Genomic DNA, 25,446 nt, shown 5'->3' on the forward strand with positions numbered 1-25,446 from the left:
GAGGATAACGAATGTCAGAAGAATTGGTACCAGGAACGCAGTTCAAGAGCCTTATCGAAAAGGACATGCAGGATTGCTATCTCCGCTACTCCATGAGCGTCATTGTGGCGCGTGCGCTCCCGGACGCACGAGACGGCTTCAAGCCGGTGCACCGTCGCGTGATGTTCAGTATGCACAAGCTGGGCGTGGTGCCCAACAAGCCGACGGTGAAGAGCGCGCGTATCGTGGGCGACGTGATTGGTAAGTACCACCCGCATGGCGACTCCGCTGTTTACGAGACTCTCGTCCGCATGGCGCAAGATTTCTCGCTGCGTTACCCGCTGGTGTTCGGTCAGGGTAACTTCGGTAACATCGACGGCGACGGTGCCGCCGCAATGCGTTACACCGAAGCGAAGATGAACAACATGGGCGCCCTGATGCTCGAAGACCTCGAGAAGGACACCGTGGACATGGGCCCGAACTTCGACGAAACCCTCGACGAACCGCTGGTGCTCCCGTCCGTGCTCCCGAACATGCTCGTGAACGGTACTACGGGTATCGCCGTGGGTATGGCTACCTCGATGGCCCCGCACAACCTGCGCGAAATCGCGAACGCTATCCACGCGGTGGCAGAAAACCCGGAAATTACGGGCGAAGAACTCTTGCAGTACGTTTCCGGTCCGGACTTCCCGACGGGTGCAATCATTTGCGGGCGTGCGGGTATCCGCGATGCCTACCTCACGGGCCACGGCCGCGTACGTGTGCGTGCCCGTACCGACATCGAGATTGATTCGAAGGGCAAGCCGCGCATCATCGTGACGGAAATCCCGTACATGGTGAACAAGTCCGAACTCTGCAAAAAAATTGCGGACCTTGTTCGCGAAAAGCGCGTGGACGGCATCACCGATATCCGCGACGAATCTGCGAAGGATGTTCGCATCGTGATTGAACTCAGGCGCGATGCGGTGGGCGAGGTTGTCCTCAACAACCTGTTCAAGTACACGCAGTTGCAGACCACCTTCAGCATCTACAACCTGGCTCTCGTGAACAACTTGCCTAAGTTGTTGACTCTCAAGGACTTGGTGCAGATTTACATCGACCACCGTATGGACGTGGTGACTCGCGCTACGCAGTTCGACCTGAAGAAGGCGAAGGCCCGCCTGCACATTATCGAAGGCCTGCGCATTGCGACCCAGAACATCGACGAGGTCGTGCAGATTATCAAGTCGAGCAAGACGACCGAAATCGCGAAGCAGAACTTGCAGGAACGCTTCAGCCTCGACGAAATCCAGTCTCAGGCGATTGTCGATATGCGACTTGCCCAGTTGACGGGCCTCAACCTCGAAAAACTGGAAGCGGAATACAACGAACTCATCGCGACGGTTGCCGACCTCGAAGATATCCTCGCCAAGCGCGAACGCCGCATTGCGATTATCCTCAAGAGGCTCGACGAGGTGGTGGACAAGTTCGGTGACGAACGCCGCACCACCATCGGCGAATCTGTGGACGACAGTGACTACGAAGACCTGATTGCCGAAGAGGAACAGGTGATTACCTTGAGCAAGGAAGGCTACATCAAGCGCCTCCCGATTGACACCTTCAAGACCCAGAGCCGTGGCGGCAAGGGCATTATCGGTGCCGGCCTCAAGGAAGAAGACGACGTGGACCAGATCTTTACGGCAAGCACGCACAGTTACCTGCTCGTGTTTACCAACAAGGGTCGCGCCTACTGGACGAAGGTTTACCGCCTGCCCGAAGGCACGCGCAACGGCAAGGGCCGCCCGATTGTGAACTTCGTGGGCCTCACCGAAGGCGAAAAGGTTCAGGCCATTGTGCCTGTGCGCAAGTTCGGCGGTTTCTTCTGCCTCGTGTTTGCGACCAAGAAGGGTATCATCAACAAGATGGACCTTACGCTGTTCAGCCGCCCGCGCAAGGCCGGCGTGAACGCCATTACCCTCGACGAGGGTGACGAACTCGTGAAGGTGCAGCTCGTGGGCATGAGCGAAGAGGAATACAAGGCCTCGCTCAATGCGGGCGACGATCAGGCCACTGAGCTTGCCGAGGGGCCTGAGACAGAGGTTCCTGAAGCGGATGATGCCGACGATCTCGAAGGCCGCCCGATTCCGAAGGACCTGCTTATGCTTGCGACCCGCAACGGCCAGGCCGTCACGTTCCCGATTACGTGCTTCCGCCCGATGGGCCGCGGTACGCATGGTGTTCGCGGTATCAAGCTTGCCGAAGGAGACGAGGTCATTTCGCTCCTGTGGCTCAAGGAAGGCAACAAGGTGCTTACCATTACCGAGAAGGGCTACGGCAAGCGCAGTGAACCGGGCACCTACCGCGTTACCAAGCGCGGAAGCAAGGGCGTGAAGAACCTCAACGTTACCGACAAGATTGGCCCGGCCGTGTTCGTGGATAGCGTTGCCGACGATTACGACCTGATTATCACGAGTAAGGAAGGCCAGGTTATCCGCATCAAGGCCGATTCCATCCGCCTGACGGGCCGCAATGCCCAGGGCGTGAAGGCGATTAGCCTGCGTGACGGCGACATGGTGCAAGACGCCACCGCGCTTCCGAGCGTGGAAGACATCGAGCAGGATAGCGCCGAGGCGAAGGAAACCTTCGACCATGTGCAGGGTGTGGAAGTCGATGACGATTCCGTCGAGAAGGTCGACCCCGCCGATGCCGCTCCGGAAGCTCCCGCCGAAGAATAGCTCCGACAACACATATAACATATATTAACAAAGGCGCCTCCGGGCGCCTTTTGTCGTGAAAAAAGTTTACAAAAACTGCCCGAATTTTGACAAATTCTGCGTTGAAATTTACAACAACGCTTTGTTTATCTTGTGTAAAAGAAAAGAACGTTTTCAATATAAATTATAGATAAGGGATCGCATCGATTCTTTATAGGAGTAATTATGAAGAAATGTTCTTTGGCCGGTATCGGCCTTGCCATGACGCTGGGGTTAGCGGTATCGGCTTTCGCTGCTGATGCCTGCAACGACAACATGGGTCATACAGGAAACGGCTCACAAGTGAGCGGCAACAGGGTGGGGTCTATCAATGGGACCCCTTGGGGCTACGAACAGTGGTATCAGGGTGGCAACGCCTCGATGACCTACTACAGCAATGGTACGTTCAAGGCCAACTGGAGTGGTTCTAGCGACTACCTGACTCGCGTGGGCTACCAGTACAACGGCAACGGAATCGACCACAAAACAAAGAACTTTGCGGTCGACTACAAGTATACCAAGAGCGGTAACGCCCAGTACGGTTACATCGGCGTTTACGGCTGGACCAAGAACCCGGAAACGGAATACTACATCGTGGACGACTGGTTCAGTAAGCCGAGCGAACAGTATGTGGGTGAAAAGTTCGGCGAAATCACGGTGGATGGCGCCAAGTACTCCATCCACGCGTTCCTCCGCCAGCAGGAACCCTCCAAGTCGGGCACTTCTACGTTCGTGCAGTTCTTCAGCATTCGCGAGACTCCGCGTCAGTGTGGCCATATCGACATTTCTGCCCACTTCAAGAAGTGGGATGAACTCTTCACCGGCCAGCAGAAGCAGCTTCGCGGTTCGAAGGGCGGTGGATCTGCTTCGCTCAAGTTCGGTAACGTGACCGAAGTGATGCTCATGACCGAAGCGGGAGGCAATGCTACGGGTTCCGTGGACTACACTTACTTCAATATGGTCGACAATGCCACGTCGTCGCCGACTTCTAGCGGTTCTGCGCCGAAGTCCAGCTCATCTGTGGCAAAGTCTAGCTCTTCTCAGGGTGGTGGCCAGACGGTTGTGACTGATGTTTGCAAGGCCACAGATATGGGCCATCCTGGCAATGGCAACAATGTGAGCGGCAACAAGGTTGGCTCCATTAGTGGAACACCCTGGGGCTACGAACAGTGGTATCAGGGTGGTAACGCCTCGATGACCTACTATAACAACGGTACGTTCAAGGCCAACTGGAGTGGTTCTAGCGACTACCTGACTCGCGTGGGTTACCAGTACAACGGCAACGGAATCGACCACAAGTCGAAGAATTTTGCAGTCGATTACAAGTACACCAAGACAGGTAACGCCCAGTACGGTTACATCGGCGTTTACGGCTGGACCAAGAACCCGGAAACGGAATACTACATCGTGGACGACTGGTTCAGTAAGCCGAACGAACAGTATGTGGGTGAAAAGTTCGGCGAAATCACGGTGGATGGCGCCAAGTACTCCATCCACGCGTTCCTCCGCCAGCAGGAACCCTCCAAGTCGGGCACTTCTACGTTCGTGCAGTTCTTCAGCATTCGCGAGACTCCGCGTCAGTGTGGCCATATCGACATTTCTGCCCACTTCAAGAAGTGGGATGAACTCTTCACCGGCCAGCAGAAGCAGCTTCGCGGTTCGAAGGGCGGTGGATCTGCTTCGCTCAAGTTCGGTAACGTGACCGAAGTGATGCTCATGACCGAAGCGGGTGGCAATGCTACGGGTTCCGTGGACTACACCTACTTCGACATGACCGACAAGTACGAGGCTCCGAAGTCCAGTTCTTCTATTGCCAAGTCCAGCTCCAGCGGTAGCGCTAAATCCAGTTCTAGCCGCGGCGGGTGGAACTGGGACCGCAGCAGTAGCGCTACAGATGCTCTCCCGTTCATGACCCAGGCTCTCGCGACTATGGATGGTCAGTTCATGGTGTTCGACATGCAGGGCCGCACTCTTGGCGCAATTGATGTGCCGGCCGGTTCTACGGTTGCATCTGCCGTCAAGGCGAAGTTCAAGAATACGGGCATCTACCTTGTGAAGCAGGGCAAGACCTTCCTCCGCGTGAAGGTGACTCCGTAAAAAACGCTTAATCTTCAGATACTCCTGAACGAGATTCCCTGCGAAAGTGGGGAATTTTCGCTAAAAACGGCAATTTTTTGCTCGTTGCGCGTTGTTTTTTGCAACAACGCCTTTTTATTGATTGTATTCCAATTTGGAGTGTACAGATATATCTTTAGGGCAGAAACCTAAACATTCAGGAGTTAGAAAATGAATAGGAGCTTTAATAAAATTATCAAGATGGGGATTGCCATAGCAGCAATTTCGTCATCCATTTCCTGGGGGCAGACTACCCTTAACTGCTCTAATGGCACGTCCCAGAAGTTTGGTAGCGGCTCTGGCTATGATTACGAACTCTGGAGCCAGAATGGTGCCGGTAACGCAACTATGACGCTTCACCCAAGCACCGAAAATGGTGGTGCTTTCGAAGTTGAGTGGAGTGGTACTATCAATATGTTGGCCCGTTCCGGAAAGCGTTGGGGGTCTAACTCCAATGTTACCGTACAGAATGTGGGTAATATTACCGCCGAATTTGATGTGGAATGGAGCTCCTCCGACAACGTGAAATATGTCAGTGTCTATGGTTGGGGCTATTACGACCAGCAGGACATTCCCAGTGGTTTCAGCAATGAAATTGAATACTACATTGTCCAGGATCGCGGAAGCTACAATCCTACCTCAGGCGGTAAAAAGTTTGGGTCTGCAACTATTGATGGTATTAGCTACGATTTCTATACGACCGACCGTATTCAGCAACCTTCTCTTTCGGGCACCAGCACCTTTAAGCAGTATTGGTCCATCCCGTCGAATCCGAGCCAGCATCGCACCAAGGGTACCATTTCTATTTCCAAGCACTTCAGCGAATGGGCTAAAGCGGGTATGAAGATGGGTAGACTGTATGAAGTTGCTTCCATGAAAATTGAATCCTACACCGGAAATACGGGCTCTGCAAGGGGTTATGCTAAAGTTAAGAAGAACCTGCTGAAAATTGGTGGCAGTGCCGATGAACTTGCCCTCAATGTAACTGCATCTCCGGCTGCTGCAGGTACTGTGACAAAGAGCCCGAGCGCTAACTATTATGCTCCCAAGACAACTGTTCAGCTCACCGCCAAAGCTAACGAAGGCTGGAAGTTTGTGGGTTGGGAAGGTGCTGTTACCGGCACTACCGAAACCATTTCTGTAACCATGGACAAGGAAAAGGATGTGGTCGCCAAGTTTGAATTGGTCGGCGAAACCACAGTGAACCTTCTTAAGGATGGTGATTTCCCGAGCGGCAACGTGATTTCTACAAGCCAAGATGCATCTTGGTTCCTGGGTCAGGGTACAAACTGGGGTAACTCTGCTGCAAAGACATCTGTTTCTGGTGGCACGGCTACGGTAGACGTTACCACTATTGGTACAGAAAGTTACCAGCCGCAGCTTGTTCAGTACAATCTGGCTCTTGATAAGGGCATGAAGTACAAGTTGTCCTTTAAGGCTAGCGCTGATGTAGATCGCAAGATTGAAGTTAATTTCCAACAATCCGTAGACCCCTGGGGTGCATACGCCACTAAGGAATTTGACATCACCACTACGGAACAGGAATACACATTTATCTTTGCTATGGAAGAAGATTCTGATGATGCCGCTCAGTTTGCCATCAATTTGGGACAAGCTACAGGTACAGTCAAGATTAGTGACGTCAAGCTGGTGTTCACCACTGCTGAACCGGGTTCCGAAGGTGGTGAAGGCACGACTGTGATTGCCCGACCGGTCAGCATGAACAACATCGCCCGTACCGTGCAGGTGTTCGACATGCAGGGCAAGTCCCTCGGCAAGGTGGAAATCTCCGCTGGCACGAGCGTTAACGAGGCTATCGCCGCCAAGTTCCAGAAGTCCGGCATCTACATGGTGAAGGATATCCAGGGCTTCAAGAAGGTGCGCGTCATTAACCGCTAGCAGATGTCATTCCCGCGAAGGCGGGGATCTTCTCAAGTTCTTTTTTATCCCCGCCTTGTGGCGGGGATATATTTTTTTAGCACCGTAAGGTGTGCTCAAAGACACTTGTGTCGCATTTCCCTATTGACTAGCCCCCCTCTAAAAGTTAAATTAAGTCTAGTAGATTTTTTTATTGCGAGGTTTATCTGTGAAAAAGATATCCGTTTTTGCCCTGGCGTTTTTCGCCATTTTTGCTTTGGCTTCCTTCGGGTTTGCCTACGACCTGACCGGTAACGGTTACGGTGCAGTGCAGAAGGCCCGTCCCTCCATCGCCTTCGTGCTCACCACGTGGGAAAAGAAGGGCGCGGAAGTCACTACCGAGGTGACCCACTCCGAAAGCGAGGAAACTGTTTCGGAAAGTTCTGCCGAAGACGAATCGGGCAAGTCCACCAAGGCACGTGCAAAGACGACTGCAGTAACGACCGAGGCAACCTACAGCGAGGATATCTGGACAAAGATTCCCGACGCTCAGATTGTCGACAAGTTCCAGCAGCAGTTCGTGAAGCAGCAGTTCAACGTGAAGTCTTCCGACATGGCCCGCAACATTGCCCTGGCGCCCTCGCTTGCAAAGACCGGCGTTAACCCTTCTGACCGCGCTGCCGTCAAGAAGTATGCCGAGAAGGAAGGCGTAAATTTCGTTGCCCGCGGTGAAGTCGCGGTGACCAGCTACATGAAGGTGAAGGGCAACAAGATTAAGGCCTCGCTCCAGATTGGGGTCGAGGTTATCGATGTGAATTCGGGCGAGGTGATTGCCGCGTTCTCGAACGGCGTGCATACCGTTGCCACAAGCAAGGAAGTTGCCCGCAATGGCGGCATCAACAAGGCTGCCGTCATTGCTGCCCGCACGCTTTCGGAACAGGTGATGGAAGCCTGGATCAATGCGGCCGACAACGGCTCGCAGTTTGTGGTGGAACTCCGCAAGATGAAGTCCGCCCGCAGCCAGAAGATTCCGTTCGAGAAGGCGCTCAAGGGCGTCGTTACCATCAATTCGCAGACCCAGCCCGCAAAGGATGTGGTGACCTACTCCGTGACGTTCAAGGGGTCTAAGGGCGATCTTGGCACGGCGATTCTCGAGGCGATTGGCGACAAGCCCGGTTTCGACGAGAAGTCCTTCGACGGTCCGCATGATATCGACGGTAAGGTTGTTTTTGAATTCTTGAAGTAGGCGAGCGAGCCTGACTTGCAAAGGAGTTTTTAAATAATGAAGAAGATTTGGCTTTCCGCAATCGCTTCCGCTGCGTTTGTGTTTATGTCGTGCGCCTCTTCTGGCCCGCACGTGGATGCCTTTAACCGCGCGCAGAAGGCGTACAATGACGGCAAGGACGACAAGGCTATTGCCGAGGCTCTCGAGGCCCTGAAAATCAAGCCCGACTACAAGCCCGCCATCGAGTTTTTGAACAAGACGTTCGACGACGTGATTGCCGCAAAGAACGATACGATTGCGATGTTCAAGAAGCGCGACGACCCGAACCCCAAGCGCTGGGACAAGATCGTGTTTATGGAAGAGCAGAAGGCCGATTACGCGAAGCAGCTCAAGTTGATTGCCCGCCGTAACGACAAGATTAAGTTGAGCGTGGATGTCGACCCCGAAGATATCAAGGTCGCCCGCGACAGTGCCGCCGCATCGCACTATGCCGCAGGTCTCGAAAAGATGAACGGGCGAGGCAAGGCTGCCCAGCAGGAAGCCGCAGTCCACTTCCGCAAGGCGTTCACCTACCATGCTGACTACGAAGATTCCAAGCAGCTCTATGCGGAATGCAAGAAGCGCGGCACGGTGCGCGTAGCGGTTGACCCGTTCAACAACGACTACAGTGGCCGCATGGATGCTGCCCTGATTGCCGAACTCCAGAAGAACAAGGAAGCTTCCGAGTTCCTTCAGTTCTTGACCCGTGCCGACCTGGACCGCATTCTCGAAGAGCAGACGCTTGCTTCTTCGGGCGATTTCAAGGAAGGCGAGGGCGATGAAATGATGGGCAATCTCCGTACCGCGGAATTCCTCATCGCGGGTTCCATCGAGAAGCACGTGTGTTCCGACGACGAAAGTGCGGTGGAACGCGACCGTGAAGAGAAGGAAAATGCCGCCCGAGTGAAGGTCGGCAGCCACCAGGAATGTGAAAGGCTCAAAAACGGTAAGCGCCGTTGTTACGACGTGAACGACTACGCTAATGTGTATGCCACAATCATTACCGACTCGCTCACGAAGAAGGCCTCGACCTCTGGCTTTATCCAGATTCTCGACTTCAAGACGGGCGAAGTCAAGAAGAAAACCGACGTGCGCGTAGGCGTGATGTCGTCGGGTATAGTGGCGGGCTGTTCCGGCGACCCGCGTGCGTACAAGCCCATCTGCAAGCACACCGAAATCACACTCCGCTCTTGCAGCGAGATGAACGACCAGATGACGGTCGATTTTGCCCGCAAGGCCGTGGCCGAGATAACTAAAGTTACCAAGGAACTGACCAAGTAGTGCGGTTCGGGGTAGATTATTTCTAAATTTTGATAAATAACACCTATATAAGGAGAAAATCCGATGAAAAAGATGTTCCTCGCTCTCGCTGCGGCAAGCCTTGTCAGCACGATGGCTTTTGCACAGGACGACTACGACTACGGTGATGATTACGGTACCGAAGCCTCCACCAGCAGCGATGACGGCTACACCGATATGGACAGTGGCGACAAGGCCACTACCGAAGAAAAGCCTGCATCTGATGTTGAATACAAGAACATGGACGAAGGCAAGAAGGTAAGCCGCGACGAAGGCACGAAGCCGGCATTCTTCGACAGGCCGTTCAACATGGCCGCACACATTGCTCTCGGTTATGGTTCTTTCTGGAGCACTCCGGACCAGTATGACAATGCTGCCTGGCGCCAGGCTTACGGAATGGATTCCAATCCGTACGATGAATGGCTCGGCTACAGCGTAGCCTTCGGTATGGCGTTCAACTATCGCATCATGGATATCTTGAGCGTGTCTCCGGAATTCAACCTCGGAATCAGGGGCTTTATCCGTAACCTGGATTCTTACTACAGCTACTGGTACGATACCTACGTTGAAGTTAACGAAGACATCTTCATGTTCGATATCGAACTTCCGATTCTGCTCCGCGTGATGCCGACTCACCAGATCTATTTCGAAGCCGGTCCTCAGTTCACGCTGAAGCTGGTTGCGAACCACTCTGTTGATTACGTTGATAGCTACACCGACGAAACGATTTACAGCGATGCCAATGGCTCCTGGGAATGCGCTACGTTCTTTGCCTCCCTCGTGATTGGCGGCGGTGCAACTCTTGATCTCGATGGCAAGCTCTTCGACATCGGTCTTCGCTTCATCATGGACATGACCAAGCTCGAAAAGGATGATACCGAAATGCCGGATCTCGATGGTTCCACGTTCAAGGATGAAACCAAGATGTGGACTCTCCAGCTTGTTGTCAAGTACTGGTTCTAATCCAAGAGATACTTAAAGGAAAGGCCCCGCAGCAATGCGGGGCTTTCATTTTGTCGGTCTGCTTCTGGTACAAAAAATCCCCGCTTACACGGGGATTAAATGTGTTTACTTGGCTATCAGAAACCGTTTGATTTTTACTTGATTGTGGAGGTGAGGCGGAAGGCGAGGCCCACGTCGCTCATCTCGTTTTCGCTATAAACGCTGAACTGGAGCCTCGAAGAACCAATCTTCTTGTTCCATGCAACCGTCCATGCCCAGTCATCGTAGGTGTGCTCGGTTGCGGCATACAGGTTGTCGCGCTTGTTGATGTATTCCCATTCCACCATGAGGTTGCTCATGAGCGTGCTCAAGATTCCGCTCTTCGGGGCGAAATCGACACCCAGGTAGAACGGCTGGAAGTAGATGCCCGGCAGGTAGTACTTGGTTTCGGGGGCGATGTAGTTGCTTGCGTTCGTATTCAGGTCGTCGTCCTGTGTGTACACGCAGGCATATTCGCCGTAGACGCGGAACATCGGGAGGACGTTGTAGCTTGCGTAGGCAGCCACGCGGTGAGTCACGTAGGCGGTGTTCTGCAGGACGTCGATGAGGTTTCCGCGGTAGGCGACCTTCACTTCGAGCGGGAAGGTGAACTTCATGTCTTCTTCCACGCGCAGGTAGCCGCGGTTAGCGTTGCCGTCCTGCGTGGCAAGCATGGCGGTGAGGTTGCTGAGCCCGTGGTTCCAGCCGAGTTCAAGGGCGTTGTGGCTGTAGTCGCGCATCCAGAGCCCGCGCTTGGTCAGGTCCTTGTCTACGTAGGTACCGAAGTGGGTGGACTGCGACCAGTCTGTCTTCCAGCGACCAATCTTCAGGTTGAGCTTGTCGCTGTCGCCCAGATTCCACTTGTAGTTCACCCAGTAGAGATCGGCGAGAATCTTGTCGTACATTTTGCCGTCAATCTTGTTGCCGAATTCTGGCGCGAAGATGCGCAGCATGATAAGCCCGTCGAGGTTTTCACTCTTGTACTGGCCGCCCACGTTGGCGCGAATCCAGCCGCTGCTGAAGTTGTGGTCTTCGTCGGCGATGGACTTGGTAACCTGAGTCTGCACGTTGCCCTTGAGGCCGAACTCGCCGTCGATGGCGAATGCGGAGGTGGCGAGCCCCATGGTCAGGAGTGCTGCCGCAATCTTTAGGTGTTTCATCGTTTCTCCTATGATGGCCACGCGGTTCCCGTGGCTCCTTATTGTTTCCGCGCGTAAAGATAGAATTTGGCACCTGTTTTGGAAATGCCCTCTTTCCCCATTTGTCGCGTTTTTTTATCTTTGTCGCGGATTATTGATTATGGATGAGGTGTGTATGCCCGTTTTTTCCCGCTTGACTACTGCTCTCTGCGCGTGTGCCGCAATTGGCCTTATGGCTCCGGCCCTTTCTGTTGCCGGTGAACTTGCTCCCAACAAGACGCACGCAGTTCTGAATGTCACCTACACGAATTACGACGATGTTCCGCAGGCAAGGAAAAAGCTTGTGTTTCAGGGCCAGAAGAAGCCCAAGAACAAGATTACCGTAGTTACCGACATGTACGGCGAGGCCGCCTTCATGATTCCGCGCGAAGATTCCTACACGGTGCTCTGCGAGAGCCTTACGGGACCGTTCGAATGCGGTACGACGCCGTATGTTTCTCTGACGGCGAGCACGGGCGGCATTACGGTGCTTTTCGACGATACGCGTGCGGAACTGACGGGCGTGAACTTCAAGGCGGGCAGCGCGGAACTTATCCCGAATTCGCTCAAGACTCTCGACAACGCCATTGCTGGCCTCAAGCGCAATGCGAAGGCGAAGGTCGAAATCGAAGGCCACACGAGTAGCGAAGGGAGCGATTCCTTTAACCAGAAACTTTCCGAGGACCGTGCGAACAGCGTGATGGAATACATGATTCGCAAGGGAATTTCTAAGGACCGCGTGACTGCGGTGGGCTATGGCTCCAGCCGCCCGAAGGCGGACAACGGCACCGAGGCGGGCCGCAAGCAGAACCGCCGCATAGAAATCCGTGTGGTGAACCCGGACGAAGTGAACGCGAAAAGCGAGTAGTAAAAACGGTTCCGGCCCTAGATGGAGCGGATTCCGTCGTCGCTTATCGTAATTTTCCCTTCGCGGAAGAGTCCGCCGATAATCTTCTTGAAGGTCTTTTTAGAGATGCCGAATTCCTGGCGTATGGTCTCGGGGTCGGTGTGGTCGCCGTAGGGCAAAAAGCCGCCGGCTTCTGCTAGTTTGTTCAGAATGACGCTCGGGGCGTCGCTGTTGATTACGCCCTTGTAGCCCACGGGCGTGAGGTTCAGCGTAATCTTTCCATCATTTGTGATGCGCTGGATAAACCCGGGCATGGTATCGCCGATGTATATGCGTTGCATTCCCGGGGTAAGCATGAGCCTTCCCGTGTAGCGGTAATCGACCAGGAAGTCGACGTATTCGCGGGTCACCTCGTAGGCGGCAAGTTCCACGCGCTGGCCCACGTGCAGGTCCTCGGTGTCGTAGTCGATAAACGTCTTGATTTTTTCGGTGGCGACAAGCCTTCCGCTCTTCTCGTCCACAAGAATGTAGACCACGCAACGGTCGCCTTCCACGAGCTCGCCGAGCTGCTGCTTGTAGGGGAGGAACAGGTCCTTGTTTAATCCCCAGTCCAGGAACGCGCCCACGCGGTTCACGTCCTTGACGGTAAGTACCGCAAATTCGCCCGCCTGCGCGAACGGCTTGTCGAGAGTCGCAATGGGGCGGTCCTCGGAATCCATGTAGACGAAAACGTCAATGATTTCGCCCTCTTCGAGCGTAAACTGGTTCTTGTTTCCGGGGAGGAGCACGCGGCCTCCGGTCTCGAGTTCCAGGTAGAAACCCTGGGGCATGACTGCATCGACGCGCGCGCGGTTAATCTTTCCGATTTCCATATTGGCCTTTCCGTTCTGGTGCCCGACGTTGTTATTTCGCGGGGTTATGGTCGCGACCATCCGCGACATCAAAAATATAGGATTTTACGGGGACGTGCTCGGGGCTATCTCGGCGAGAGGCAGAACCTTGCAGTGCCGCACGAACCGGAGTGTCTCCTTTTCGCCCTTTTCGGCAAGAAGGCGCAGCAGGTACAGGAGCTTTCGGTAGGTGTTTTCCGTCATCTTTTCCCTGGCGGTACTTTTTTCGAGGTACTCGAGCGGGGAACGTTGCGTGTAGCCTGCCTTGTTGTAGGTCTTCGATGCGGCGATGCGGTCGCAGAACATCTCCTTGATGTAGCGGTCGGGCATGTCCATCGGCACTATTTTCTTGGTGGCGAGTTCGTAGTCGTACCAGAATTCAAAGTGGTGCTTGTTCCTGCCCTTGTGGTGCATCCACGCGAGGCTCATTCCCGTATCGCGGCGTTCCCCGTTGTTCGGGGATTCCTTGCCGCTGTAGTAGCGCGCTCCCGGGATAAATTCCGTGGGCGAGTACTTGGAAAGGTCGTGGAACAGTCCCTGGAACCCGATTCCCGCCTTGAAGCAGAGGCGCACGACCTCGTTCCTGTGCTTTGTGATGGTGATAAAGTGGCGTATTGGGTGGAACATGCGAAAAAGATAAAAAATGCCGACGGGCGGGCAAATAGAAATTATATTTCAGTCATGAATTCCTCAGTTGATTTTATCGGCGATATACACGGGCACTGCACCGAGTTGCGGCTGTTGCTGGCAAAGCTCGGGTACGAGGAATCCATGGGCGCGTTCCGCTATCCGGGTGGCGCGCGTTCTGTCGTATTTCTGGGGGACTACATCGATCGCGGGAGCCAGTCGCGCGAAGTGATTGACCTGGTGCGTGCCATGCGCGACGCAGGTTCGGCGGTCGCCCTGATGGGAAACCACGAATTCAATGCGCTCTGCTTCTGGCAACTGAACGGCGCAGGCGGCTCTCACGTGATTCACTGCATTCCCGGGGGCTACCTGCGCGAGCACAGCTTCAACAAGGTGGCAATCCACACGAGGACGGTTGAAAGCTACAAGGGGCGCAAAAAGGAATTCGAGGACATGCTCGACTTCTTGAAGACGCTTCCGTTCTTTATCGAAGAGGATTCGTTCCGGGCGCAGCATGCCTGCTTTGACTTGGGTGCCGCACGTGCGCTAGATGCAGCGGGCATCCGCAGTTTTGCTGACGGGAACTTTGATGAACTTATTGCCTGCGCGAACGACCAGTTTAACGAATACGATGATTCACTCTTTGATCCGATAAACTACTTCTTGAAGGGGCCCGAGATGAACTTGCCCGACGGGATTACATTCCGCGATGGGGAAAACGTGCTTCGTAGGCGGGCGCGGGTAAAATGGTGGATTGACCCGAAGGGCTGCAGCCTGCGGGAACTGGCCTTCCAGCCGGGAGTGGAACTGCCGGCCTGCGATGCGCCCGCGGAAGTCCTTGGGCATGGCTATTACGGCGAGAACGAACGGCCCGTGTTCTTCGGGCACTACTGGCTTACGGGCCTCCCGAAGCTTATACGCGACAACGTGTGTTGCCTGGACTACAGTGTGGCGGGTTACCGTGGCGATGGACGGCTTGTCGCTTATCGTTTTGATGGCGAACAGAAACTCGACGAAAGCAAGTTCGTTTGGGTGGAGGCTGTTTAGACGAAAGTGGAAAGACGAAGAACGAAAGAATTTTTGAAAAAGTTGGCTTCGCTGAAGGTGACTGTGGTTTTGCTTGTCGCGTTCCTGGTGCTCACGTTCTGGGGAACCCTGGCGCAGGCGAATGCGGAGGCGGCGGGTTATCCGGCATCGATAGCGGTAGACCGCTTCTTTGACAGTTACTTTATATGGGCACTGGGCGTGGTGCCGTTGCCTGCGTTCAAGAGTATTGCGATTCTTGCGTGCGTGAACCTTGTCGCGAGTATGGTTTTCCGGATGCCCCGAGGCTGGAAGAACGCGGGCCTCTGGCTCATGCATGTTGCCCTGCTCGTGTTGCTTGCGGGTGGTGTTGTCGGCAGCGAAATCAAGCGGGAGTATAACGGGTTCGAAGTGCTTTCTTTGAATTCGGTAGAACTCCTTGATTCTAGCGGAACTGCGCAAAAGCTCAAGTTCTATGCGGCAGACGATAGCCTGGGCGCAGAACCCGCGAATCTGGATGAATCCGTATTGCTCGCGGGTTGGCCCTACTACGCGCATTTCCGGGGTGACCTGCCTATGTCGAAGGACAAGGTCATCTCGATGTACAAGGTTTATTACGACCCGTTGCACTTTGTGCCGTACGCATTCATGGTGCTGTTCCTGTTGGGAGCGGTGTTCCATTATGTGGTGAAGGTGCGCAGTGCGCGGAAGAGCGTTGCGCAAACGTCGGCTACTCGCGTGGTTTCAAAAATCGTGCCGTTAGTTGCACTTGTGATGTTCGCAATGCCGATGAATGCACGTGCGGATGAGATCCCGAGTGATGCCTTGGTATGGTTCTCGGTGGGGCGCGACGCCCCGGTAATTGTGGATGGCGTAGTGCGCCCGTTCGATTCGTTTGCCCGCGGGTTCCTCGATGATTTGAGCGGGCGCGTGACATTCAAGTGCGGGAAAAATGATTTTTGCGATGGGAAGGAACCTGCCGTAAACATTGTTGGGTGGATAAAGGATTTACCAGAAAAAACAAGCGGCCTTGCGCTGTTCAAGGTCTTGCGCAGCGATGTGCTGGAAGCCTTGCGTTTGCCGGCTGATTCTCGCTATGTAAGTTATGCGGAGTTGGCGCCATCGCGGAATTTGCTGGAACTCTATGCGAGCCGGGATGACAGCCATCCGGCAACATCCGAAATGAAGCGGCTTTATGCGAATGTGCTGCAATATGAAGCGGTGAAAAATGGAACTGCGTTTTCCATTGTCGAGGAATCTTCTTCGGAGTCGGTGACGGTTGATGAAAACCGGCTTGCGGCGGAAGTGTTTTACCACAAGGCGAATTTTGCATTGATTGCCTTTATCTTGGCGTTTGTCGCCAGCCTGCTTGCTTCGTTGAATATGATTTTCAGGTCGCGGAAGTTGGATGTTGCCGCAAATTTGGCCTGCATCGCGACGGCAGGTATACTTGCGGTTCTGTTTGCCTTGCGCACGTATGTAGCTGCCCGCGTTCCTCTTTCTAGTTTGTACGAAATTGTGTTGCTCGTGGCTATGCTATTGATGGCGTTCGAATCGGGTGCGTTTATATTCTGTAAGCGTCGCACGTTCTCGCTCATGATTCCTGTGACGTTCATGGCGGCTCTCCTATTGTTCTTCGCAAAGTTCGTGCTGGAACCGGGCGATACCTTCCGGCCGATTCCTGCCGTATTGAATTCCTCGGTTTTCCTCACGGTTCACGTGTTCACGATTGCGCTCGGATTTGCGGGCATGATTCTTTCGGGAGTTGTCGCGCACATGGCGCTGTTCCGTTCCCGCGGGCAATTTGCTGGCTTGGATGCATCTTCAGAAGAGAACTGCGCGGTATCTTCGGGTGAATCGCCGCGCACCCCGCTCGATTCGCTCCTGTATGGCACGCTCGTCTTTGGCGCAGTATTCACAATGCTTGGTACGCTCCTGGGCGGCGTGTGGGCCGATTTCGCATGGGGTCGCTTCTGGGGGTTCGACCCGAAGGAATGTGGTGCGCTTTTTGTAATCCTGTGGGCGATGCTCCTGCTTCATTTGCGTGTTGGCCGCCTGGTGGATACGCACGGATTTGCCTTGCTCAACTGTTTCAACGTAATCGTGACGTTCCTTTGCTGGTTCGGCGTGAACTTGCTCGGGGTTGGCTTGCACAGTTACGGGTTCCAGGGTGGAACCGCCATGTGGCTTGCCATATTTGTGGCGGTCGATGTGCTGCTTATCGTGCTTATTGAACGTCTTGTCGCGCGACGCTCCTGAAAAAAACTCTGCACCGGAGTAATTTTATATATTCGTGCAAAAAGGAGGCATGGAACATGCAGATTGTAACGACAGATTTTATTACGGGCAAGGAAATTGAGACCATTCAGGTGGTGAAGGGCAGTGTCGTGTTCAGCAAGAACGTGGTGCGCGATATCTTTGCGGGCCTCAAGACGATTATCGGTGGCGAAATTGCCGGTTATACTGAGATGCTGAACGACGCCCGCAACATCGCGATGCAGCGCATGATAGAGGAAGCGTCCCGTATCGGTGGTGACGCTGTGGTAAACGTGCGGTTTGCGACGTCATCTGTCATGGCGGGGTCGTCCGAAATTATCGTGTACGGGACTGCCGTGAAGTTTAGCGACCGTTCGCGCTAATATTCTGTATTAAATTACTCCGGTTTGCGCTCACTCCCACCTAAAGGTGGCCATGCCCACTAAGCAACAAGTTGCCAAGTGGTCAAAGGTCGCGACCAACGCGGCACACTTGCGTAGTGCCGCTTTTGGCTCACGTAGTAGATTCTTGTTTGCTTCAAGAGTCTATTCACACGTTCACACATTCACTTCGTTCGAGTGTTCACTTTGTAAATAGCCTCTCTACGCAAAGAATACAACATTTGCTCCGGCAGAAACTAGTTTATCGCAAGGGATTTGCAATAGGCGGGTTCTGCAGAAGTCCTTGTGACTGTTAGTCCCTTCGGACTTCTACGAAAATCAATAGGGATTTAAACATCGGAGAGGTGTTATTCGTATAAGGCCTTCACGAGGCCTGTTTTTTTTGAAGGATGTGCTTCAAGAGTCTATTCACACGTTCACACATTCAAACAACAGCAAATTGCTAGCGGGTTTGCCGTTCACGAATTTCGTTTATTGCAATATTGGGTTTACTTGCTTCTCTTTGCTCGAACGGCAAGTCTTACGCCGTCTGCGGCGCTCGTGACGATTCCGCCGGAATAGCCTGCGCCCTCGCCGAGCACGAAAAGCCCCAGCGTGTTGATGCTTTCGAGCGTATCGTTGTTGCGCGTGATGCGTACCGGCGAACTCGTGCGCGTTTCGGGGGCGACAATCAGCCCTTGCTCGATAAATCCAGGAATCTTGCGGTCAAAATTCTGGAAACCTTCGGCGAGCGAACTGCAGATTTTCTTGTCGAGCCAGTCCCACATGTTGCAGGCGACAAGCCCGCAGGGGTAAGTTGTCTTGGGCAGGTTGCGGTCTGCATGGTGGGCGAGGAAGGCCTTGATGGTCTGCGCGGGGGCTGCGTATTCCTTGCCGCCGACATCGAATGCGTCGCGTTCCGTCTTGCGCTGGAAATTGAGCCCGCCGAAGGTCGTTTCGCTCGCCTCTACGGGTACTACAATCGCACCGTTTGCGGTGGGGCCGTTGCGACGGCTGTAGCTCATGCCGTTGGTGGCGAGCGTTCCCGGTTCCGATGCGCAGGGCACCAGCACGCCACCCGGGCACATGCAGAAACTGTAGGCACTGCTCGTCTTGTTAAGCGTCGGGGTGGCGAGAAAATATTCTGCGGCTCCCGTGAGGCGCGTGTCTACGCCCTTCCCGAGCTGGCGCAGGTTGATAAGTGCCTGCGGGTGTTCTACGCGTACGCCCATCGCGAACGCCTTGCTTTCGAGCGCAACCCCGCGGGCTGCCAGGAGTTCATAGATCCCGCGGGCGGAATGCCCCGTGGCAAGTACCAGCGCCTCGCACTTTTGCCAGCGGGCGGCGCTGTTTAATGCCGGCGCGCTGTTTAACGACTGCGCTGAGTCCGCAGCGCTGTTTAACGCCGGCGATACACTGGAAACGTCGCGCATCTTGATTGCGGCAATGCGCCCATCTTTTATCTCCACATCCTCAAGCGCGGTATTGAAGTGTATCTTCCCGCCGAGGCGTGCAATCTCTGCGCGAATCTGGCGCAGCATCAGCACGAGCCTGTCGGTACCGATATGCGGTTTGGCGAAGGTCACGACGTTTTCATCCACGCCGAATTCCACCATGTCGCGCAGGACGGTTTCCGAGAAGATATTGCGGCTGCGGGTATTGAGCTTGCCGTCACTGAATGCGCCGGCCCCGCCTTCGCCGAACAGCACGTTGGAATGCTCGTTGAATTTCCGTTCGGCGAAGAACCTGCGGATGTCGCGGAATCGTTCTTCCACGGGCTTGCCCTGCTCGTACAGGTCTACGGTAAATCCGCGACGCAGCAGGTGGAGGGCTGCCCACAGCCCTGCGGGGCCCGCCCCGATAACATCCACGTGACTTGCCATCGGAACACTGCCTGTAAGCGGGTCGCTTTCGAGAGTTTCGCGTTCCCGTGAAGCCGCAATTAGTCCGCGGGCCGCATTGCCCGAAGCTCGCAGCGGGCGTTCCGTTTCAAAAATTACGTTGTAGCTCCAGTGGGGCGCGCCCTTCCGGCGGCTATCCAGTGCGAATCGCTCCACTTCCAGGTTGAAAATCTGTTCTGGGTTCAGGCGAAGTTCACGCGCCAGTGCACTGCGTACTTCGCCCTTCTTTTCGAGGGCGACAGGCAATTCTCTGTAGCGGTACGTGAACATCAGTGTCAAAAATAAAAAAAGCGAGCCCTTCGGCCCGCTTCAAGAATTCCCTTTATTCGTTAAAACACGCCGTGAGCAACAAAGCCCCAGTTATTAAACTGGGGCGGTTCGAGAGTGAGCGCTAACCGGAGTAATTTAATACCCTAGTTAAGCGCGAACGGTCAGAATACAAAATGTGCGTTCACGCCCAGGTAGATATCGTTGTATTCGTTGCTCAGGTTGTCCGGGCGGAAGTAAATCGCCGTGCCGGTATACCATTCCGTGTAGAAGCGCTTGTTGTGGTTCACGCGCAGGTTCACGCCACCGAGGATGTCGGTTTCGGTCTCGTCGTACGATTCGTCTTCTTCTTCCCAGTCGGTAGTCATGTAGCGGAAGCCTGCGTTCACGCCGAGCACAAAGAAGTTGTTCTTGAACGGCATCTCGAATTCGTCTTCGATGGTGATTTCGAATTCGCTCATGTCGTCGCGGTTGTAGCTCTTGAAGCGCGGAGTGAGCGAGAACCTGTTCTGGAGAATCGGAAGCGTCGTAGTTACCGACATGGGGTAGGTCTGCTCAAAATAGTCAGAGCCGCCGAAGTAGTAACCCAGCTTGTCCCATGTCGTGTTTTCGAGATCCATGTCCTTGATCAGGCTATCCCTGTGGAACTTGGAACCGTCGGTACGGTATGTCCACTGTCCTCCGACTTTGAACACGGAATTGTATGCGCGGATCGATGTTCCCAGATTCCATGTGTGCTTGAAGAGTCGTTCCTGGAATCGTGTCGCAAGGAACGGCTCCTTGGCTAGGGCCACGTATTCGCTCCAGCGCTCGGCATCCACGTAGGATGTGTCATCGACATCGACAATCATTGTTGTGTCACGTCCCTTGCGGGCATTGAACCAGTCGTCCTTATAAATGCCGTCTTCGAGCGTGTAGTTGTAGTGCAACTGGAACGGCCTGTATTGGGTCTTGTATTCGAAGTTGTAACCCACGCTCACGTCCACATTCTTGTTAATCTTGAACGTGTTGTCGATGCCTGCGTTTTGGATGTACTTGGTGCGGTCGTTGTCAAGTTCGTGCTCGTCGAACCACTTGGAGTTCTCGTCGGGGAACAGGCCCCAGTGGGTACCTTCGCCAAGCCCGAAGATGTTCGTCTTGTTGCCCTTGGCTGCGTTCTCGACGTTAATCTGGTACGAAATTCCCAAATCCCAGAATCCGAGAATGTCCTGCTCGATGCGGCCTCCGAATTCACGCGTGTCCGAAAGCTGGTTCGGGGAGCCTGCACTGTAGAAGTCTTCGCCCACGTACTTGATATGGCCATTGATGCTGGTCTTGTAGATGTTCCAGTTGAGCGATGCGCCAATGGCGAAGTTCTGGCTGCCCCAGTTGAGCCCGAGTACGCGGTCTTCGTCGCGGTCGTCTTCTTCGTCTCTCTGCACTTCCTTTGCTTCGCGGATAAGCGCACGGAGGGAGTCGCGCATTTCGCTCCTGCTGAGGGTCGTGTTGTCGCCGAAGATGTTTGCGAGTTCTGCATCGGAAAGCGAGTTGATGCGGTTCTGGTTCTGCATCAGCTGGCGCATGGTGCTGTACGAAACCGGAGTGATTCTCGCGTCGCTGAACACCTTGTTGATGGCGCGCTGGCGTGTTACGTCGGCGGTGTCGGCACGGCCCACTGCAATCTGTCCGTTAAGTTCGATATCGCCAGGGAAGAATAGCCAGTTACCGTCGGCGTAGAGCGTGAACGATTCCTGCATCGGGTCGCTCGTTGTCCACTTTTCGCTGGCACCGTCACGGAGCAGCGGGTCCTTGAGTTCGTCGTTTGCGTAGAGTGCCCCGAACTTCGCGTCAAAGCGGCGTACCGGAGCCCACTTGATGAATCCTCCGTAGGCGAGGCGCTGGGCCTGGAGTTCGCCATCGTCAATGTAGTCGTTGTAGAGGTAGGGGTGGCGTGCGCCTTCTACAAGGCTGCGCTGTGCTTCGCCGAAGAACCCGCCTAGCTGGAACAGGGGCTGGTCGGCATTGTTCTTCAAAAGCGAAAGTGTGTAGTCGATACCGAATATCGGCAAGCCAGCCATGTAGGTGTCGCCGCCCATGAGCTGGAAGTCACCGAGGGTCGCCCTGTTGTAGGCGTCGGTATAGGTGAGGGAGACTGGGTTCGGGGAGAACTTGTTCCACGAATCAATGGAGAGGTCTGTGTTGAATTCAATTGTTTTGCCATCAATAGACTGCATAAACATGTAGACACTGGCGCGTGAGGCGAGGCCCGGAACTTGGAAATTGTTGCTGAACTTATCGCCCGGTGCAATGGTGTCCGTGTCAATTTCGATTGTTTCGTCGCTGTCGTTCTTGCTCGTGTTCACGAAGTGGTATCCGGTTCCGAGCATTACGTTTCCGATAACGCTCCAGCGGGCAACCGTGGAGTCGCTCCTGGTTTCGGCTTCAAGCCTTTGCGCCACGATGTCGCCAATCTTGTCGGAAGCGCGGAGCGGCCTTTGCTCGATGCCCGGAATTTCGGGTGCGGGCGGGAGTGTGGATACTGTTGCTTCGGCCTGGTTGTCGAGATCGAGCGTATTGCCCTTGACGCGCTCGATGATTTCGGGCGCGAGAACTTCGGCAGAAGATACACCCTGCCCGTTCTTCGTGATTTCGGTGTTGTTGAACGTGATGAGGCTGTTCGCCATGTTGAGCAAGCCGACTTCGTTATCCTCGATCTTGGAGGAAGAAACGTGCGCTTCGGCGAGTTCGGAATTCATGATGGCGACCTTGTTCTTTTCGAAGGTGGCTCGGTCGATAATTGCGTTTGCGTAATTTGCAACCTGCAATGCGACAGGGTTGTTCCTGAATTCAACGTCGCTCACCGCGATGGATGCGTTGCGTGCATAGACGCCGCGAACCGAAGTGTTCTCGATTTTTGCATCCTTTATGTCCATCGAGCCGTTTTCGACGGCAATGCCGACGGCCGCGTCGCTAATCTGCACGTTGCGGATTTCTGCACGCTGGTCGCCCGTGATGGTTACGCCGAGCCAGTCGCCTGCCTTGGGGCGGTCGTAGGCCGAACGGAACGTGACCGGGGAAACTGCGGAACCGGCGATGACCAGCTGGCCCTTGTTCACCTGCAGGCCGGTGCCGGGCTTGAAGTAGATGATTACGCCCGGTTCAACGACGAGGCTCATGTTGGGAGAAACGATAAGCATGTCGGTCGCGAGATAGGGCGACTTGTCAAGTTTCAGGAACCCATGAATGTCTCCGGCAATCTCGGTACCTTCAAGAAGTGTGGGCGGGGGAGTTGTCGTGTCGGCGACGAATCCGCCTGTTGCAGAATCTGCAGGAGCGACTGCGGCGACGGTGCTGTCCGGGGCCTTTTGTGCCGTATCGGCGGGCACGGTCGCTGCGGTTTGTTCTGCAGTCGCTGCGGGTGCCTGTTCTGCTGCTGCAGGGGCTGCGGCAACGGAATCTGGCTTGGTGGTGGTTTCGGGGGCTGCTTCTGCGGTTGTTGCAGGAGCGGTTTCTGCTGCGGGAGCAGCCGGCGCGTTAGTCGCCGGCGCGGTAGTCGCGGACGAAGCCTCGGCGGCCGGTGCAGCTTCTGCAGGGGCCGGTGCAGCTTCTGCGGGTGCCTGTTCTGCGGCTGCAGGGGCTGCAGCTTGTTCCGCCGTTGCAGGGGCCGCTGCTTGTACAGCAGGTGTGGCCTGCGCGGTGGCCTCGGGTGCTGCCGGTGCCTGTGCGAAGATTACTGCCGAACCGAGGGCGATGGTCGAAAGGAGAGTCTTGTATGCGTACTTCATTAGTTGGCCTTGTAAGTCTTGCCGGAGTTATACTTTTTGCCGTTCATCATTTCGACATAAATTTTGACAAAGGACGTTGTTCCGCGGGAAAGCGTTACCGGCACATCGTAGTCGAGTTCGGTAATCTGGTCTCCGGTCAGGTCCAGGAGTGTCTTGTTTTCTTGCGTAACCCTGATGTGCTTGATGTGTGCGGGGTCTTGCTGCAACACTCCAATCAACCTGAAGCGCATTGTTTTGCGGATTTCGTCGGATGTCCTCGGCGGCGGAGGAGGCAAAGGGATGTACTCGTAAGTACCGCCAACCACTTCGATCGTAGCAGAGTGCGGCGGGAAGCATCCGAGTTTCCTGGAAATTTGCGTGGAGTTCCCTGCCTGGTCGGTCGCCTTGAGTGTGTACTTGTGGATGCCCGGGGTTAGCTTGATGGCGAGGTTCGAATTTTGCCTGTACGTTGTCTCGCCGTATGCGTTGCCGTCGATTTCCTTGGAAACGATGACGATGTCGTCTGTCGCTTCGGCAAGCGCGAACCTGGCATCGCAGCGGATGGGACTCGTGCTTGCGAAGGTGAGGGCCGGACGCTTCATGTTGACCTGCTTGCAGGTCTTGTTTACGTTCAGGAGGACTGTCGCTTTGTGGTTTCCGCTTGCGCCGCTATATTCAACCGTTACCTTCGTTTCGTTCCAGTTGCCGGCCATGTCGCTGATGTTTATCGTGTGTGCGAATTCACCGTTTGCGCTCAGGGGCACGAGGTTCCTGGACTTGTATTTGCCCATCTTTACGTAGAGGGTTCCCTTGGGGTCAGTCTGGTCAAACGTGCCTTCGATGGTCACGGAACCGGGTTCGCAGACGGTTACCGGCGATGGGGTCTTTACGGAGAATTTCTTTACGCTGGAAGAATCGACTGCAGCGCTATCCGTTTTCGCTGTGTCGGCCTTGACCGTGTCGGCGGGATTCTTGTAGAATGTCGTGAGCGTCCCGCATTCAAAGGAAACTTCCTTCTTGCAAAGGGGCTGCTTGCCTTTCTTTCCCTTTTGCTGTTTGCAGGGGACTTCTAGACTGCCGGTGCAGGTCGCATTGAATTTCTTGGGGCCATTGGCGTCCGCTTTCCAATCCAGCGTGATATCGTATGTATTGTTATTGTTTTTGAGAGTCGCTCCCGATATGGACAGTTGCACTCCCTCAGGGCAGGTGGCCTTGGTGCTTACCTTGTTCACGGTGATGGTGTCTTCGAGCGGCTCGAACTTGCAGGAGATGGATTCGAAGGCCTTGCTTATCCGCTCCTGGAGGTCGGCGTCAAGCTTGCCGAGGGTTTCCTTGAGCTTTTCTTCGGTGATGGTTTCGTTGTCGAGCAGGGTGTCGAGTGCGTTTACCAATTCCTTGTTACCCGAGTTCTTTATGTCGAGAACCAGGCAGCTGCCCTTTTCGCCCCGGAATATTGCCGTTTGGCCTCCGTTGACCTCGCATTCCTGTCCAGTGGTGTTGTGGCGCAAGATTGCGTTGCCTCGCCCGAGCGAAAGGTATGTAGCCTTGTCCTTGATTGTCTTTCCGAAGGTACCGTCCGTACCGCGGATGGCAGCAGTCGCCGTTGCGGTCTTGAACTTGAAACTTCCGCCGGAGTGCTGCTTTTGCGCGTCAAACCTGACTTTACCGGTCTTGATGTCGGTGAGGGCGGTCTGGATGCCGTCTTCGGCCTGGAGCGTGGTGAATTCCACGAGTGAGTTTTCCTGGACCACGATGGAACTACCGTCAGAAAGCGTGATAGCCACGTGGGATTCTATCCCGGTGCGAATCTGGTCCTTTTCCCTGACCCTGTTTCCGACGTTTATTTCGTCCCAGACGCCTATCTTGGTCGATTTTTGGAGTTTGGCGTCGCCTAGTTTGTCAATAACCTTGCCGGAAGTTCCCTTGGCGGCGAAGGCGACCGACGAAACTGCCAGAAGCAGAACCATGGAAGCCTTGATTTTTCCAGAAAAAGACATATTGCCTCACTTGCAAGATGTAAACCTGATACAAATATATCTTAATAATGTTCTTTTGCGTACAATAATTGTATCTTTGGTATAAGAATTTTTGTGTTTTTTAAAGAGGT

The 25,446-nt window shown here is 54.5% G+C and carries 16 protein-coding genes; 10 read left to right on the forward strand and 6 right to left on the reverse strand.

Annotation, left to right across the window (positions count from 1 at the left end; all coding sequences use genetic code 11):
* Positions 1-11 precede the first annotated feature (11 nt).
* The 6 genes from gyrA (at position 12) to BUA44_RS06560 (ending at position 10,209) form a co-directional block, all read left to right on the forward strand.
* A complete protein-coding gene (gyrA, locus tag BUA44_RS06535) occupies positions 12-2,693 on the forward strand; it encodes a DNA gyrase subunit A (RefSeq protein ID WP_072809980.1) in 2,682 nt (893 codons plus the stop codon).
* Between the two features lie 204 nt (positions 2,694-2,897).
* Positions 2,898-4,808, forward strand: a complete 1,911-nt coding sequence (locus BUA44_RS06540; RefSeq protein ID WP_083579511.1) for a glycoside hydrolase family 11 protein — start codon at positions 2,898-2,900, stop codon at positions 4,806-4,808.
* Between the two features lie 219 nt (positions 4,809-5,027).
* Complete coding sequence (locus BUA44_RS06545) at positions 5,028-6,725, forward strand: glycoside hydrolase family 11 protein (RefSeq protein ID WP_072809984.1); 1,698 nt, start codon at positions 5,028-5,030, stop codon at positions 6,723-6,725.
* A 187-nt stretch (positions 6,726-6,912) separates the two neighbouring features.
* Positions 6,913-7,929, forward strand: coding sequence for a hypothetical protein (locus BUA44_RS06550; protein WP_072809987.1), 1,017 nt, complete (start codon positions 6,913-6,915; stop codon positions 7,927-7,929).
* 36 nt (positions 7,930-7,965) lie between these two features.
* On the forward strand, positions 7,966-9,228 hold the full coding sequence (locus BUA44_RS06555) for a CsgG/HfaB family protein (RefSeq protein WP_072809989.1): 1,263 nt from the start codon (positions 7,966-7,968) through the stop codon (positions 9,226-9,228).
* 63 nt (positions 9,229-9,291) lie between these two features.
* On the forward strand, positions 9,292-10,209 hold the full coding sequence (locus BUA44_RS06560) for an outer membrane beta-barrel protein (protein WP_072809991.1): 918 nt from the start codon (positions 9,292-9,294) through the stop codon (positions 10,207-10,209).
* Positions 10,210-10,343: 134 nt separating this feature from the next.
* On the opposite strand, the gene BUA44_RS06565 is transcribed toward BUA44_RS06560, so the two are convergent.
* Positions 10,344-11,387 (reverse strand): hypothetical protein, encoded by a 1,044-nt coding sequence (locus tag BUA44_RS06565; protein WP_072809994.1) that lies wholly within the window; start codon positions 11,385-11,387, stop codon positions 10,344-10,346.
* Between the two features lie 154 nt (positions 11,388-11,541).
* On the opposite strand from BUA44_RS06565, the gene BUA44_RS06570 reads away from it, so the two are divergent.
* Positions 11,542-12,273 (forward strand): OmpA family protein, encoded by a 732-nt coding sequence (locus BUA44_RS06570; protein ID WP_072809996.1) that lies wholly within the window; start codon positions 11,542-11,544, stop codon positions 12,271-12,273.
* Between the two features lie 17 nt (positions 12,274-12,290).
* On the opposite strand, the gene BUA44_RS06575 is transcribed toward BUA44_RS06570, so the two are convergent.
* Complete coding sequence (locus BUA44_RS06575) at positions 12,291-13,184, reverse strand: CvfB family protein (protein ID WP_255370475.1); 894 nt, start codon at positions 13,182-13,184, stop codon at positions 12,291-12,293.
* 24 nt (positions 13,185-13,208) lie between these two features.
* The gene (locus tag BUA44_RS06580) at positions 13,209-13,769 is read right to left on the reverse strand and encodes a DUF5662 family protein (RefSeq protein WP_072809999.1); all 561 of its coding nucleotides are present in this window, start codon (positions 13,767-13,769) and stop codon (positions 13,209-13,211) included.
* Between the two features lie 54 nt (positions 13,770-13,823).
* Here BUA44_RS06580 and BUA44_RS06585 point away from each other — a divergent pair, with 54 nt between their 5' ends.
* The 3 genes from BUA44_RS06585 to BUA44_RS06595 are packed head-to-tail and all read left to right on the forward strand — an operon-like array spanning position 13,824 to position 17,431.
* Positions 13,824-14,816 carry a metallophosphoesterase gene (locus BUA44_RS06585; protein ID WP_072810001.1) on the forward strand — a complete coding sequence of 331 codons (993 nt, stop codon included), beginning with the start codon at positions 13,824-13,826 and terminating at the stop codon, positions 14,814-14,816.
* Between the two features lie 33 nt (positions 14,817-14,849).
* Positions 14,850-17,051, forward strand: coding sequence for a cytochrome c biogenesis protein (locus BUA44_RS06590; protein WP_072810004.1), 2,202 nt, complete (start codon positions 14,850-14,852; stop codon positions 17,049-17,051).
* A 56-nt stretch (positions 17,052-17,107) separates the two neighbouring features.
* On the forward strand, positions 17,108-17,431 hold the full coding sequence (locus tag BUA44_RS06595) for a YbjQ family protein (RefSeq protein WP_072810007.1): 324 nt from the start codon (positions 17,108-17,110) through the stop codon (positions 17,429-17,431).
* Positions 17,432-17,937: 506 nt separating this feature from the next.
* On the opposite strand, the gene BUA44_RS06600 is transcribed toward BUA44_RS06595, so the two are convergent.
* The 3 genes from BUA44_RS06600 to BUA44_RS06610 form a co-directional block, all read right to left on the reverse strand.
* Complete coding sequence (locus BUA44_RS06600; RefSeq protein ID WP_072810010.1) at positions 17,938-19,599, reverse strand: NAD(P)/FAD-dependent oxidoreductase; 1,662 nt, start codon at positions 19,597-19,599, stop codon at positions 17,938-17,940.
* Positions 19,600-19,760: 161 nt separating this feature from the next.
* A complete protein-coding gene (locus BUA44_RS15285; protein ID WP_072810012.1) occupies positions 19,761-23,360 on the reverse strand; it encodes a right-handed parallel beta-helix repeat-containing protein in 3,600 nt (1,199 codons plus the stop codon).
* Positions 23,360-25,336, reverse strand: coding sequence for a FecR family protein (locus BUA44_RS06610; protein WP_083579513.1), 1,977 nt, complete (start codon positions 25,334-25,336; stop codon positions 23,360-23,362). Before BUA44_RS06610 ends, BUA44_RS15285 begins: the two co-directional genes overlap by 1 nt.
* Positions 25,337-25,446: the final 110 nt, after the last annotated feature.

Origin of the sequence: Fibrobacter sp. UWR3 (assembly GCF_900143055.1) — a bacterium.
Lineage (GTDB): Bacteria > Fibrobacterota > Fibrobacteria > Fibrobacterales > Fibrobacteraceae > Fibrobacter.

What these genes read in the sequence shown, in the direction of transcription:
- gyrA (WP_072809980.1), top strand. Translation starts at nt 12, where the DNA reads ATGTCAGAAGAATTGGTACCAGGAACGCAGTTCAAGAGCCTTATCGAA.
- BUA44_RS06540 (WP_083579511.1), top strand. Translation starts at nt 2,898, where the DNA reads ATGAAGAAATGTTCTTTGGCCGGTATCGGCCTTGCCATGACGCTGGGG.
- BUA44_RS06545 (WP_072809984.1), top strand. Translation starts at nt 5,028, where the DNA reads ATGGGGATTGCCATAGCAGCAATTTCGTCATCCATTTCCTGGGGGCAG.
- BUA44_RS06555 (WP_072809989.1), top strand. Translation starts at nt 7,966, where the DNA reads ATGAAGAAGATTTGGCTTTCCGCAATCGCTTCCGCTGCGTTTGTGTTT.
- BUA44_RS06560 (WP_072809991.1), top strand. Translation starts at nt 9,292, where the DNA reads ATGAAAAAGATGTTCCTCGCTCTCGCTGCGGCAAGCCTTGTCAGCACG.
- BUA44_RS06565 (WP_072809994.1), bottom strand. Translation starts at nt 11,387, where the DNA reads ATGAAACACCTAAAGATTGCGGCAGCACTCCTGACCATGGGGCTCGCC.
- BUA44_RS06570 (WP_072809996.1), top strand. Translation starts at nt 11,542, where the DNA reads ATGCCCGTTTTTTCCCGCTTGACTACTGCTCTCTGCGCGTGTGCCGCA.
- BUA44_RS06575 (WP_255370475.1), bottom strand. Translation starts at nt 13,184, where the DNA reads ATGGTCGCGACCATAACCCCGCGAAATAACAACGTCGGGCACCAGAAC.
- BUA44_RS06580 (WP_072809999.1), bottom strand. Translation starts at nt 13,769, where the DNA reads ATGTTCCACCCAATACGCCACTTTATCACCATCACAAAGCACAGGAAC.
- BUA44_RS06585 (WP_072810001.1), top strand. Translation starts at nt 13,824, where the DNA reads ATGAATTCCTCAGTTGATTTTATCGGCGATATACACGGGCACTGCACC.
- BUA44_RS06595 (WP_072810007.1), top strand. Translation starts at nt 17,108, where the DNA reads ATGCAGATTGTAACGACAGATTTTATTACGGGCAAGGAAATTGAGACC.
- BUA44_RS06600 (WP_072810010.1), bottom strand. Translation starts at nt 19,599, where the DNA reads ATGTTCACGTACCGCTACAGAGAATTGCCTGTCGCCCTCGAAAAGAAG.
- BUA44_RS15285 (WP_072810012.1), bottom strand. Translation starts at nt 23,360, where the DNA reads ATGAAGTACGCATACAAGACTCTCCTTTCGACCATCGCCCTCGGTTCG.
- BUA44_RS06610 (WP_083579513.1), bottom strand. Translation starts at nt 25,336, where the DNA reads ATGTCTTTTTCTGGAAAAATCAAGGCTTCCATGGTTCTGCTTCTGGCA.